Annotated in this window: 12 protein-coding genes; all 12 read right to left on the reverse strand. The window is 70.4% G+C overall.

Going from position 1 to position 13113, the window contains the following annotated elements; all coding sequences use genetic code 11:
• Positions 1 to 298 precede the first annotated feature (298 nt).
• Positions 299 to 1012: a hypothetical protein gene (locus tag ACFWW8_RS33680; RefSeq protein ID WP_386535365.1), complete on the reverse strand. Its 714-nt coding sequence runs from the start codon at positions 1010 to 1012 to the stop codon at positions 299 to 301.
• 614 nt (positions 1013 to 1626) lie between these two features.
• Positions 1627 to 1887: a hypothetical protein gene (locus ACFWW8_RS33685; protein WP_386535368.1), complete on the reverse strand. Its 261-nt coding sequence runs from the start codon at positions 1885 to 1887 to the stop codon at positions 1627 to 1629.
• Entirely contained in the window at positions 1887 to 2120 is a 234-nt protein-coding gene (locus ACFWW8_RS33690) for a hypothetical protein (protein WP_185036629.1), read from the reverse strand. The genes ACFWW8_RS33685 and ACFWW8_RS33690 overlap by 1 nt, the downstream gene beginning before the upstream one ends.
• 1056 nt (positions 2121 to 3176) lie before the next feature.
• Positions 3177 to 3761 (reverse strand): telomere-protecting terminal protein Tpg, encoded by a 585-nt coding sequence (tpg, locus tag ACFWW8_RS33695; RefSeq protein ID WP_383202366.1) that lies wholly within the window; start codon positions 3759 to 3761, stop codon positions 3177 to 3179.
• Between the two features lie 8 nt (positions 3762 to 3769).
• Positions 3770 to 9028 carry a telomere-associated protein Tap gene (tap, locus tag ACFWW8_RS33700; protein WP_386535372.1) on the reverse strand — a complete coding sequence of 1753 codons (5259 nt, stop codon included), beginning with the start codon at positions 9026 to 9028 and terminating at the stop codon, positions 3770 to 3772.
• Between the two features lie 253 nt (positions 9029 to 9281).
• The gene (locus tag ACFWW8_RS33705) at positions 9282 to 9536 is read right to left on the reverse strand and encodes a hypothetical protein (protein WP_383202372.1); all 255 of its coding nucleotides are present in this window, start codon (positions 9534 to 9536) and stop codon (positions 9282 to 9284) included.
• Between the two features lie 261 nt (positions 9537 to 9797).
• Complete coding sequence (locus ACFWW8_RS33710) at positions 9798 to 10244, reverse strand: hypothetical protein (protein WP_386535374.1); 447 nt, start codon at positions 10242 to 10244, stop codon at positions 9798 to 9800.
• Positions 10244 to 10588 carry a hypothetical protein gene (locus ACFWW8_RS33715; RefSeq protein ID WP_386535377.1) on the reverse strand — a complete coding sequence of 115 codons (345 nt, stop codon included), beginning with the start codon at positions 10586 to 10588 and terminating at the stop codon, positions 10244 to 10246. Before ACFWW8_RS33715 ends, ACFWW8_RS33710 begins: the two co-directional genes overlap by 1 nt.
• Positions 10588 to 11157, reverse strand: coding sequence for a GGDEF domain-containing protein (locus ACFWW8_RS33720; RefSeq protein ID WP_386535379.1), 570 nt, complete (start codon positions 11155 to 11157; stop codon positions 10588 to 10590). Before ACFWW8_RS33720 ends, ACFWW8_RS33715 begins: the two co-directional genes overlap by 1 nt.
• Positions 11157 to 11354 carry a hypothetical protein gene (locus ACFWW8_RS33725; protein ID WP_383202383.1) on the reverse strand — a complete coding sequence of 66 codons (198 nt, stop codon included), beginning with the start codon at positions 11352 to 11354 and terminating at the stop codon, positions 11157 to 11159. The genes ACFWW8_RS33720 and ACFWW8_RS33725 overlap by 1 nt, the downstream gene beginning before the upstream one ends.
• Before the next feature lie 303 nt (positions 11355 to 11657).
• Positions 11658 to 12398, reverse strand: a complete 741-nt coding sequence (locus tag ACFWW8_RS33730) for an FtsK/SpoIIIE domain-containing protein (RefSeq protein WP_386535383.1) — start codon at positions 12396 to 12398, stop codon at positions 11658 to 11660.
• A 61-nt stretch (positions 12399 to 12459) separates the two neighbouring features.
• Positions 12460 to 13104: a hypothetical protein gene (locus ACFWW8_RS33735; RefSeq protein ID WP_386535386.1), complete on the reverse strand. Its 645-nt coding sequence runs from the start codon at positions 13102 to 13104 to the stop codon at positions 12460 to 12462.
• Positions 13105 to 13113: the final 9 nt, after the last annotated feature.

The raw sequence follows: 13113 nt of genomic DNA on the forward strand, positions 1-13113 counted from the left end.
GAGCGGGTGGGGCGGCGCGCTGCGCCAACCCAGGGACGGCGGCACGCTCCGCGCGCCGCGTGGGCTGATCTACGTTGCAAACTAGAAACACCGTGGTCAGCGGGGTCAAAGACAAAGACGCAGCGACGCGGGGAGGAGGTGCCGGCCTCGCCCGGCCTCCGACTTTCCGTTTTATGAATTCCTTTTTCAATCCCGCTCCGCGTAATTGAAATCCGCTGGTCGCTCATTATCCCCATTCCCCGTCCTTTCCTATCTCGCCTGATTCAATTTCGCTTGTTTTGCGATCCTCTCAGAGAATCTATTTCCCGTCAAGGCGCTTTCTAATCGGGTTACTCAACTCGTTCTCTGAAATCTCCGAGTCGCCTGACGGATCGTACGTCCGCATTCCCGTCTGTGCCATTACTGCTTCAATCCTACGCCATTCCTGATGCTCAACTCGCCGGGTATGCAAGACGTCTTCTGCCTCGTAATTGTCGAGGGCCCGCCCTGCGGTCTCCCTTTCGCTCTCCTGCGCTTCGGCCGCAGCCTCGAAAATGGCTTCTGGCGTCATTCCTGTGGCTTGCTCGCGCACCCGGAACCGGTAGTACGCGATGGAGAGCGGGTCGAGGACCGTCGGCGTCCCGAGGGGGAGCAGCCAGCGGGCCGGAAGGCCGGTGTGGGTCAGGGTGGTGGGCAGCTGGACGGTTTCGCCGTCGGCGTCACGGAGCAGCCCCTGGATCTCGTACGTGGTGTCGAGCGGGAGGCCGAGGAGGCCGGCCTGCTCGCTCGTGAGGGGGAGCGCCACGTTGCTGGTCTTGAGCGTCTCGATGCCGTCGACGGTGGGCGGGGCCGGCGGGCCGGGGTGAACGTCGGTGACGGTCAGGTCGAAGCGCTTGCCGCGGTGGAGGTGGAGGCGCATGTCGGCGGCGAAGGTCTCGCGGTCGCGCGGCAGGCGGTCGCGGAGGCTGCGCGGCAGGCGCTGGGGAACGCAGACCATGTAGGTCTCGCCGGTCCGGATGTCCCGGGCTCGCATCGGTCCTCCTGGGTGCCGGGGCGCGGGTGTCACGCTCGGGTGTCACGCTGGGCTCAGGGGCGGGGTTTTGGGCTGTCTGTGCAGGTCAGAGCACGTGACAGCAGGCAGCGTGACAATGCGCGTGACAGGCAGCGTGACAGGTGCCGTGACACCGGTTGCGCCTGGTTCCAGGCTCCTCTTCGCGAGGGCCGGCCGCCAGGGCGTACGGGAGCGCGGGGCGGAAGGCCGTCGCGGGGAGCCGAACGGTTCCCCGTTCGCCTACCGAGGTGCAACACGAGGGTGCAACGCGCGGTCCGGGTTCGGATCGGGAGAGCTTCTGCCAGTTCAGGGGCGTGCTGCGCCTCTGTGTTGCAGTCCGCGTTTCACTCGCGCGTTGCACTATCACAGCCCCCCTTGACCACGGTCTGACGACGGGTTCCGCGGTTGGTCAAGGGGGTCCGTTTTGGCCCTTGACTAGTGGGTCTGCCCGAATCTGTTCGGCAGCGGAGGGCGCGGGTTCGGCATCGGGGCTCTTGAGCGCTGCTGAGAGCTGCTGTCCGGGCTCCCGTCGCCCGTGGACAGCAGGAAGGCCCCCAGCGGCCCTGTGCGGGCTTCTGGGGGCCTTCCTGAGCGGGTTACGCCTCTACGTACGCGACCACGATGACGGACCTCAAAGCGGTCACGTAGTAGATGACGGTGACGTCTTCCATGTCGTCGTCGTACCGCCACAGCTCCGGATCCGATCCGGGGATCTCCTGGCCCATCGTCGGGTCGACGGACAGCGCGGCCAGGGCGCGATCGAGGGCGTGGACTTCGGTTTCGGAGAGCTTGTTGATCTGGGTGATCGCGGCGTCGGTGAAACCGACTTTGGCGCGTCGGCTTCCGTGCTTGGCCATCAGGCGACGTTGCCGCGCTGGCTGGCGAGTTCGGCAAGGCGGCGGTCGCGGACGACTTCCCAGGGGGTGGTGGTCTCTGGGGCGGGCAGGCCGTTGGCGGCGACGTCCTCGAGGAAGGCCGCGAGCTCGTTCGCGTTGGACTGCTGGCGGGCGGCGTAGGCCCGGAGCGCGTCTGCGCCCTTCGCGGTGACTGGCTGGCGGTCGGGTGCCGGCTGCTGCTCGTGGTCGCTCATGGCGGGCTCCTGGCGGTGTGTGGCGTCGTGTTCACGGTAGCGGCGGGCCGGGGCCGGGCGCTGCCCCTTCACCGCGTCGGTACGACGCAGCTGGCCATCGGCCGGGAGGGCGTGCCCAGGGATCGCAGATCCTCGTGCCGCAGCGGACGCCGGCATCGGGTCCGACTTCGCCAGACCCCTCTGTAGGGAAGTAGTCGGCGCTCGATACTCCGCTGAATCACGGCGTTGACCTGGGGTTTCATACGTTCCGAAGACACAGCCCGATGCGACCTGGAGCGCGACTTGGGGCGCGACCTGGAGCGCGACGTGGAGCGCGACTTGGGGCGCGACGTGGGGCGCGACCTGCCTGCCGACGGGCGGATTGGCGTATCCGCTGCCCGCCGGAGGAGCCGAGCGAGGTGCAGCTCTGGGGCGACGTCGAGCGCCAGGACGTGACCGGGAACCAAGGCCGACGGGAACCTCGGGTCGACTTCAACGAACCGCCGGAGGGTGCCGTAGAGAAGTAGTCGGCGCCGGGGAGACCCCTTGTCCAAGTGCGTGACCAGCAGGTTCCGCCCTTCGCCGAGGAAGGTTGAGGCGCCTTGTAGAGCGCCCTCAGAAGCGCCCTGTCGAACGCCTTGCAGGACGCCCTGGAAAGCGCCTTGTAAGGCGCCCCGGCCCGGCCGCGCTCGGGAAGGGCGCAGGCTCTGCCCTCCGCAAGGTCCTGTCGACGATGAGCTGTACCAGGTGGGAACCGCGGTGGACGTCGGTACGGGTCCAACTTCTCCAGACCTCTCTGTAGGGAAGTAGTCGGCGTGCCGAGACCCCCTTGTCCAGCTCGCTGAGCTGTGGTTTCGATGCCGCTCTGCGAGAGCTGGAGGCAAGTTGAAAGGCAAGTTGTAGAGCAACTTGGAGGGCAAGTTGTAGAGCAAGTTGAAAGGCAAGTTGTAGGGCAACCTCGATCCGGTGGCTGCCGGGGGGTCGCGCCCTGTCCTCCTCACGGGGATCTCCGGGCGCGAGCACGCGAATAGGGCGGGCCTCGGATTGAATCCGGGGGCCCGCCCTATTCGCGCTTACTCAGATGTTGAAATCCATTCGGTCGATGTCCGTGAAGTTGATTTCCGTGTAGGCGTTGTTTCCTCCGCCTTCCTGGATGTACTCAGTCTGAAGGTATTCACGGATGATGCGCATTGCCTCTTGTTCATCCCCGTCTTCGAGTGCCTGCCAGAGTGGAGTGGCGTAGGCGGGCGGGAGGGTTTCAGCGATGTTCCGCATTCGCCCGTCGGGGGTCTTCCTGCCGGATGCCGAGTTGCTGTATCCGATCTTCGCGCGGGCCGACATCCGCACCGGAGCGTTCTTGACTTCCTGGATGACCTTCTTCTGAAGTCGCGGCTTCGCGCTGGCGCGGACCTCGTTCTCCAGCTTCTGCGCGATGTGCTTGGGCGGGTTCTTCCGCTTGCCGCTGAGGTAGCGGTACACCGAGTCGGGCTTGATGCCCAGGCGTTCGGCGACGCGCTTGACCGCGCCGGCCTCGCCCCGCTTCTTCTTCTCCTCGCGCAGCAGGGCGGATGCCTGGCCCTTGACCGTCTTGGGGATGGCGGCCTGCTCGGGGGTGAGCTTGCCGTACACGGCCTTGCGGAGTCCGTCGAACAGCTTTCCCATGGTGATCCTCACTCCCCGTCGTCGTAGCGCTCGGTCTTCTGCGGCGCGATGTACTTGGCGGGGTTGACCCCGTCTTCATGTGTCTTGACGTACCAGGCGAGGGAACGTGCTCCCTCCAACTTCGCCCACCCGGGCTGGACTCCGAGGCGGAAGGCTCCGGGCACCTGGGTGCCGTCGGGCTTGCGCGGGATCAGCTCCAGCGGGGACAGGCCGTGGGACGGGTAGATCGCGCAGTCGGAGTACGCGGCGAGCGGGGCCCGGCCGGTCAGCGTGAGCATCTTGACCATCTTGCGGTGCTGGACGATGCGGGCGGTGGAGATGACCGAGGCACGGATGTCCGGGCGGAACCAGGGCTTGTCGAGCTCCGGCCAGGGCTGGCCGGGCTGGTATCCGATGTAGCGAGCCGGGCTGCTGTTCAGCTTGCCGATGCCCGACTTGGCCGACTGCTTGATCGCGTTCAGCACGAGGCGCTCGATCGGGTCGCCCTCCCCCGCGTCGTAGCGCTCCATCGCCTCCAGGAAGGCTTCCGGCTGCATGTCCTCGGTGATGCCGAGGTTGGCCATCGTGGTCTTGTACGCGGTGGCGAGGCGCTCGTTCCACGGGTCGAGCCAGCCGCCGGTGAGCGGGGTGCGCAGCCACGCCTCGATGGGGTTCACCTGGAGACCGAGCTTGCGGGCGTAGTCGACGGTCTGGGTGGTGTACCAGGCGGGTCCGGTGGGCGGGAGGCCATTCTGGGTGAAGGGGTTGGGCAGGCGCGGGTCGAGCGGGTTGGTCTGGCCTGCGGGCAGGCTGCGGGCGAGTTCGTCGTAGGCGCCGGAGAAGTCCATGCGCCAGGCGCCGGGGGTCTTCGGGTTGAAGGCCGGGCGGACGTGGTGGACGGGGTCGCTGTCGCCGACCAGGAGGCGGGAGGAGCAGCTCAGGAAGCTGGTGTTGGTGTCGAGGCCGATGCAGTTGGCGAAGTCCTGCTCCGGGCCCTGGAGGTCGCGGTGCCAGCTCCATGCCTCTTCGCGCATCACGCTGTCGGCGGGGCGGTCGTTGCCGTAGAGCGCGTAGGCGACGGGGTGTTCGTCGCGGGCCTCGCACGGGGCCGGCTGCCGGGGCTGGGTGAGGGAGCCTTCGACGGGGCCGGAGACGTACGTCTCGGTGATCTCGCCGGTGGCCTCGTCCGTCGTCTCCACCTTCACGGGGCGGGTGGCGGGGCGCAGCTGGAGCATGAGCTCCAGGCCGCTAGTAGCCATCGTGCCGCGGGGGGCGATGACGCGGTCCGCGTAGGTGCCGAGGGCGCGGGCGATGTCGGCGGGCGCGGTGTCGTCGTCCAGGCCCCAGCCGGAGACCTCGCCAAGGGCGCCCCAGGGGACGATGGCGAGCTGGACGCAGATGCGGCGGCCGTCCTGGACGGGCTTGTAGATGCGCGGCCACGGGCCGAAGCCCCGCTTGGTGAGGGTCCAGCCTGCCTTGTCGAGGGCCTTGATGACCTTGTGGCCCGGTTCGAGGCGCAGGCCGTCGCGGTCTTCGAGGTCGGCGGGCAGGCCCATCTTCTTGGTGACGGCCGCGGTGAGGATGACGAGCGGGTCGGCGTCGTTGCCCCACTTGTGGAGGCGTCGCTGTCCGAGTCCGGCTTCGAGCGTCCACTTGATCAGGGTGGGGATGCTGCGGGCCGGGCAGTCGAGGGTGCGGCCGTCCACGAGGTGCGCGAGGACCTGGCCGTCGTCGGTGAGGTCGAGGACGGCGAGCGGACCGTTCGGGAAGGCGGCGTCGGGGGCGGGAGTCGCCTGCGTACGCCGCGCCGCCGGGGCCGGAGCGGGGACGGGAGCAACGACGGGACGCGGGGAGGGGGTCGGCTCGGGGTCGGCGGCCTGGGTGGGGATCGTCGGCGCGGCCGGGGGCGCGACGGGTGCCGGCTGCCGGTTGAGGTGCGGGGCGACGATCGGGTTGAGGTGGGCGAACTGGGGGACGGTGTAGCCCTGGTCGCACCGGTACAGGCCGGGGAGTTCGGCGTGCTGCCACTGGCCGTCCGCGTTGGTGGCGGGGGTCATGTTGCCGCAGCGGACGCACGGTCCGCTGGGTACGTCGTCCATCTGTGCGCCCATCTCGGGTTCCTCCTGTTCGATCGCGGTGGGGGTGTCCTGTACGGGGTGTTCGGCGGCGGGCTCGGTGGTGGTGTCGGGGAGTTCGCCCTGGACGGGGTCGGCCGACGGCTGGGTGTCTCCGGTGCCGTCGCCCGGTCCGGTTCCGTCGCCCCCGCCCGTTCCTCCGTCGTCGGTGGGGCCGTCGGCCTCCGGGGGCGTGTCGATGTCCCAGACCTCCTCTGCCTTGAGGAGGAGCAGGCGGGGGTTGGAGTCGCCCACCCGGATCTGGTGGACGGCGACACGGCCCTTCTGGTCCTTGTTGCGGATGGTGAGACCGGCCTGAAGGAGCGCTTCGGGCAGGGAGCGGGTGCCGATGCCCTGGACGCGCGGGTCGCTGCTGGACTTGAGGAGCAGGTGGAGTTCGGGGGTCTTCATGCCGACGGCCGGGCCCTTGTTCGGCAGCCAGTAGACGGCGGGGCCCTTGCCTTCCCAGTTGTCGGAGCCGTCGCGGGCCTTGGTGACGCCCTGGACCTGCTCCACCTCTCCGGGGACGGCGGGGCTGATGACGCCCTTCTCGTCGCGGACGTGCGCCCGGCCGCCTGCGAGGGCGGCGCGGACGACCTCCACCACGGCGGCGCTGAGGTCGTCCTGGATGACGACCTGGTCGTCGTACTTGCGTGCCTGGCGCTTGAGCGACAGGGCGAGCGGGGTGGCGACGGTGGCGATGAGGTCTTCCATCTCCAGGCCGGTGACGGCCGCCAGGAGTCCGAAGCCGGAGAGCATGGCGGCGGCGGCGTTGACGACGCCGTCCATGGCGCCGGACGCCTTGGGCATGGCCGCTTCGACGTACGGCAGGAAGCACTTCAGGGCCTGTGCTTCGAGGTCTGCCAGGTACTCCTCCACCTTCTCGATGCCGTGGAGGTGGGCGATGATCCGGTCGCCGATGGTGCGCAGCGGTACGGCGAGGGAGGCGTGGCCGCCGTCGCGGTACCAGCGCCAGTTGACCTCGCCGCCCTCCTGGGAGAGGTAGATGACGACGGTGCGGCGGTAGAGGGAGGGCTGCATGGTGGGCGGCAGCATCTGCGCGGCGACGACGGGGATGGAGCGGGCGTAGTTGCTCGTGCGCGCCGTCATGTCGCGGTTCTGGCGGCCCCGGAGCTCTCCGGCGTTGCCCGCGCCGCGCAGGATCATCTCCAGCTTGGCGTTGGCGTCGCGCAGCTCCATGGCGGACGAGGCCCGGGTGATGGCGACGTCGTCGAGGAGGGAGGGCATGTCGCCTTCAAGCTCCATGGCGCACTCGATGCTGGTGATGGTGGAGCTGAATCCCTTGGTGACCACCGGCGGCCACAGCTTGGGCCGGGGGGTGAGCACCATGGAACGGCCGATGTTGCCCAGCTGGGTCTTGCCGGAGTTCGGCTCTGCCTCCCCGATGAGGGAGGCGGCGACGGGGCTGAGCGAGAAGCCCAGGGAGCGTGCTGCGGTGGCCAGGCCGAAGGCGCCTGCCCATCCGTGCTCGCACACGGTGGTCACGGCTGCCTTGCACTCGTCGTCGCTGGCGGTGCGGTCCAGCGGCGCGGCGGCGCGGGCCAGGGGCTCCGGGACGCCGATGATCCGCACGTGGCGGCCTTCGGGGAAGGTGCGGCCGTCGGCGAAGACGTAGGTGCGGCCGACGTCGGGGAGGGTGTGCCAGCCGGTGCGCTTGACGACGGGGATGCGCGGCATCTTGCGGGCCTGGGTTTCGACGCAGTTGGCGAGCACCTCGCGGACCGGCTTGGCGCCGGTGCCGACGGCGTCGGGGTACTTGTCCCACGCTTCGCCGGTGCGCAGGTCGACCGCTTCGACGGTGTTGGTGTCCTCGCCGACGCGGATCGTGAAGTACTTGCCCGTGACCTTGCCGTCGTCGCTGAGGACGACCAGGCGCTCTTCGACCTCGGGGGCCCACTCCAGCTCGATGTCCCAGCTGCGCTTGTCGCCGCGCCCGGTCGCCTTCCACAGTGCGCCGTCGTCGCCGTACTCGGTGGAGTAGCACCAGGTGGAGGAGCCCTGGATGAGGTCGCCCGGGGCCGGGATGGCGGGGCCTGCGGGCTTCTTCTCCGTGGGCGTCTTCGGCGTCTTGCCCTTGGCGGGCGCGGCCGGCTTCTTCTCGGCCGGGGCCGGGACGGGGGCGGTGGCCGGGCCGGTGAGGCCGGTGGAGGCAAGGTCTTCGGCGGGAACGTCGACGGCGTCGGCCACGGCGTGTCCGGCGGCGAGGTGGTCGGAGGCGTCGGCCTTCGGCGTTTCGACGGCCGGGTAGACGATGCGCAGGTCGATGGTGACGCCGGTGCCGGTGGCGGTCGGCTCTGCGTGCAGGATGCCGCCGGAGGTGAGCAGCTGGTTGGCGATGTATCCGGCGTGCATGAGTCCGGCCGGGTCGCGGTCTGCCCAGATGACGACGGCGCGGGCGCCGCGCAGCTGCTCGGTGTGCATCGGCAGCCACTTGTCGCCCTCGCCCTTGTCGGCGCCGAACGGCGCGGACACGGCGATCTCTCCGGCGGCGGCGAGCGCGTCGCGGTCGCCTTCGCCCTCGCAGATGTGGATGGTGCGGCCGTCGGCGATGGCGGCGGCCAGTTCGGGGGTGCCGTACAGCGGGACGCCGTCGGCGGGCTTGCCGTTGGGGTAGCCGGTGCGGAAGTCCTTCTCGCGGCAGCCATCGACGGTGCACCGCTTGCGGTAGATCTTGGCGATGATCAGGCCGCTGGCGTCGGCGTAGGTGTGGGTGCGCTCCAGCTCGAAGTCGTGCTCGTGGTCGGCCTTGGGCTTCGGCTCGATGGCGCGGCGGGGCTTGGCGGGCGCGGCCTGGCGCGGCGGGGGCATACGACGCGGGGAGGGGGCGGTGCCGCGCTTGGCCGCGAACTCCGGGGAGAGTCCGTCGAACATGTCGGCGCGGCGCAGACCGAGCGCTTCGAGGATGGTGTCGAATGTGCAGTTGGACGAGGCGTGGCACTTGAGCATCATCGCGCCGGACCGGGTCGCGGTGCCCGGCTTCCAGTCGCCCGACAGGCTCGCGTCGGTGTCATCGTGGGACGGGCAGCAGGCGTCCAGTCCCGACTCGCCCCGGGCGCGCGGCCTGCACCCGGCAGCCTCCAGCGCGGCGAGGGCGCGCTCGTAGGAGGAGCGGTCGGACGCCGCGGAACGGGGGACGAGAGTGAGCGTCGTCACCGAGCACCACCGCCGGAGATCCACACGGACGGGGTGACATTCGGGACATTTGAAATGTGTGAGTAGTGGATGGCCGAAGCCATGGGTACGCTCTCCAATGACGAAAGGTTCGCGACCTGCGTCCACAACGGTTGATAAGGCCGTCGTCCGGGCTTGATAACCCCGGCGAGGAACAGGAAGCGAAGCGTTGTAGTGGGTGATGAGGGCCCGGTTGTTCCTTCCCAGGGGAGCCGGGCCTTTGTCGTGCTTGAGGTCAGGCCGCCGTTATCGACCCCGCTGCCTCGCGCTGAGCGTCGTCGATGACCTCCACCAGGTCCCGCAGCTCGTACAGGGACGACAGGAACGCCTGCGGGTTCTCGGCAATCGCACGGGCCGACACCGCGTTGAGGAGCCCCACCGAGAGCGCCATGGCCATCCGCCGGCCGTTCTCCGGAGAGATACCGCGGCGCACACCGTGCCCCGGCACCCCGGCCGTCGTGGCGAGCGCCTGCGCGGTCGGTCTCGACACAGCACCGGACATGCGGGCGATCTCCGCGAAGGACACACCCTCCCGCTGATCCGGACCACGATGAGCTGAGCGCATGGCCGATGCCTCCCCAACCTGATGTAGAAAACTGATCAGCCAACAACCTACACCACATCGCGGCCTTTTGGATCACCGTGCGCCACCCCAAACAACATTCGTCACATCGATAAGAGCGCGGCAGGCCCGGTCCGTTGGTGCTGACCGGGCCTGCCGCAGGAGAAGGGTCAGTTCGCTGGCGTCACGTCATGGGGCGGCGCTCCCCTCGGTGTTGGAACGACGCGGGGAAGAGGTCGTGACGGCCGCGACCCGTGCGCGCAGTGCCGCGTCGGGGATCCACAGCCGCTGTACGCCGGTGGCGGTCACCGGCGTGTCGAGCGGGCGGACGTCGGTGATCTGCCAGTGCCACAGGCCCGGTTCGGCCCACTCGCTGCACGAGCCGTCGCACTCGTTGTGGCAGCCGGTGATCCGGGCCGTCGCGATGACCGCGCCCCGCACGCCCGGCAGTCCCGCCGGCATCTGCTTCATCGCGGCCTGGTCGACCCGGAGCGCGGCGTGCACCAGGAGGAGACCGGTGTAGCTCGTGCGCCAGGTCCTGTTCTCCACGTCCTTGCCGAGGTACGCCACGGCGTCCGCCCACGGCTGCCAGATGGTCAGCGCCCGCAGGGCGTTGGCCTCCACCACGGCGGGCATCAGGCGGCCCTCCGTACGGGCGGGACGGTGCTGGTGGTGACGAGGACTTCGAGGGGGCCGGGGCCGGCGGTGCCGGGCGCGGGCGGGGTGAGGCGGGCGAGCAGCCGCCCCCGGTAGACGAGGCGGCCGTCGTCGCCCAGCTCCAGCGGGGCCGGGGCCGGCGCGCCGTCCTTCGCCGGGACCGGCGTGTAGATGGGCGTGGTGTCCAGGCGCCGCCCGTCGAGCAGCAGGCCCTTGTGGTCGCAGCGGATCTCGTGGCCGTGCCGGAACAGGACGAGGGCCTGGCGGTTCGCGGCCATGTCCTCGCGGTCCCAGCGCCAGGCGCGGAACTGGTCGTCGCTCATCAGCGGGCCCCCGCCTTCTGGAGGCTGACCCGGCCGCGGCGGCCACGGCCCTTCTTCGCGTACATCCGGTCGTCGGCCGCTCCCAGCGCCTCGGACGCGGACGGCTCCTCGAGGTCGGCGATGCGGACGCAGCCGATGGAGGCGCTGACGCGCAGCGGCCCGCCGGGCCACGGGACCGGGCGGGCGAGCTCGCGGGCGAGGCCGGCGGTGAACTCCTCCGGGTCGTCGGCGTCCAGGAGCACCGCGAACTCGTCTCCCCCGAGCCGGGTGGCGACGGCGCGCGGTCCGCAGTGGTCGGCCAGGCGGGCCGCGGTGGCCACGAGTACGGCGTCGCCCGCCTGGTGGCCGAAGGTGTCGTTGACGGGCTTGAAGTCGTCCAGGTCCAGAAGCAGGACGGTGTTCGCCCGGCCGCGCCGGATCAGCCGGTCGGCGCGGCGCATCCAGGTACGGCGGTCGGTGAGTCCGGTCAGCGGGTCGCGTCGCTCAGCGCGCAGCTGGCGGTGGAGCAGCCCGGCGTGGGCCGCCCAGGCGAGGGCCGGGAGACCGGCGGCGAGTATGGCGTCGATCATCACCGTGCACCGCCGATCCGTGCGGGACGGGTGTAGTCGTCGCGCTCCAGGTCGGGGTCGATGTCGAGGAACTGGTGGCGCTGGTCGGCGAGCTCCGGCGAGGACTGTGCGTCCCGCAGGGCGGCGATCAGGTTGTCCATCTGCACACGGCCCGGCACCGCTGCCGGGGTTGCCGTGCTGGTGTGGCGTGTGGTCATCTGCGTGTGCCTCCTTCGAGAGGTGGGGCGTGCCCTGGTTGCTTGCTGGCGTCGGGGCGCGCCCCTTCGGTGTGTCCGGGGTCAGGTCGAGGGGAGCGGTGCGGGCTTGCGGAGCGGCGCGGGGAGCGCGGCGGCCCTCACCGGCCGGTGGCGCCTCACGCACGGCCTCCAGCTGGGGAGGCGGGACTTGCCGGGGCTGCGGTTCATCGGTCGTACCTCTCGGGTCGGGCGGCCCGGAGCCGGGAAGGCCCCGGGCCGCCTGGTGATGGTGAAAGGTTTTGCCTGTGGACAGCGGCCGGAGGTTCAGTCGGCGGCCGGGGCCCGGGTCGCGACGATGCGGGCCTGCTCTTCGGTGAGGTAGGCCAGCGCGATCTGGCGGCTGCCGGCGCCGGGGGTCTTCAGCACGGCGGCGCCGGGGTAGCTGCGGCGCATCAGCGGGTCGACGCCCAGATGCTGTGCGGTCATCCGGGACGACTTGCCCAGGAGCAGCACGGTGGCGGCCTCCCGCAGCTGGCCCGAGTCGCCCAGGCGGCGCAGGGCGGCGCGGTCCGCCTTGCCCAGGGCCAGGTGCATACGGACCGCGCGGCCGGCGAACGCGACCTCGCCCAGCAGCCGCATCGCGTTCTTCAGGTCGGGGCCCTCGGAGTGACGGGCCGCCATGATCGAGGTGCCCAGGTCGTCGACGGCCAGAATGCGGCGCGGCGTGCTCACGGACGTCTCGAAGCGCTGCTGCATCTCCGCGTGGAACGCCTCGATCTGCGCGGCGAACGTGGCGGGGTCCGTGGTGATGTGCACGCCGGGAACGCCGTCGAACTCGGCGAGGCTGGCGATCCGAGGGTCGATGATGTCGACCGTGCCGCCGGTCGCCACGGTGTGGGCGGTGATCAGGCGCAGCGTGGAGGAGATGCCGCTGCCGGTGCCGCCCTCGATGAGCAGGTGCGGGTACAGGTCGAGGTCGAGGGTGATCGGGCGGCTGTTGGACGGGTCGACGCCCAGCGGGAGCAGCTGCTTGTTGTGCGGGTCCGGGGTGTACGGGACGGCCATGGGGTCCTCATTCCTGTTCGGGTGAAGCGGAGCGGTCATGTTCTGCGGGAAACCGGACACCTCAGTCGCCGGAGCTTTCGGCGATGGCGGCGGCGCGCTCCAGGAGCTCCAGCACGGCACCGACGGTGGGGGCGGTGAGGTTGTTGTGCACGGCGATCTCGTGGGCGCGGCGGACGGCGGCGGCGTCCTGGCCGTGGCGGCGGGCGTCGTGCTCCAGGCGCTCGATGTACGCGTCGGACGGCCGCGCGTAGGCCGGGGTGGTCATCGCGGCGCGGATGTGGATGTGGGAGCGCAGCGCGGTGTCGTTGTCGGCGGGGACGGCCTGGAGGGCACCGAGGATGCAGTGCTGTCCGCGGGCGTCTCGCAGGACGCCACGGCACCATCCGCCGGTGGCGAGTTCGGCGGCGGCGCGGCGGATGTGGACACTGGCGCGGTCGGCGGGGCGCAGGTGGCGGCGGGTGAGGCGGGCCAGCAGGACGGGCCGGGCGAGCCGCTGCGCGGCGAGGGTGGCGCGCTGGCTGCGCTCGACTTCGGCGAGGCCGGCCGCCGCGAGGGCCTTGATGTCGAAGACCGGTGCCGGGGCCGAAACGGGCGACGCGGGGAGGGGGTTGGCGGGGCTGGTCTCGGTGAGGTTCTTGAGCCAGCCCTCCACCTCGTCGGCCAGGAGCTGGGCGCTGGACTCGATCTGCAGGAGCGTTGCGGTCATGATGGGGGT

The organism is Streptomyces sp. NPDC058701, from assembly GCF_042715295.1.
Taxonomy (GTDB): Bacteria; Actinomycetota; Actinomycetes; order Streptomycetales; family Streptomycetaceae; genus Streptomyces.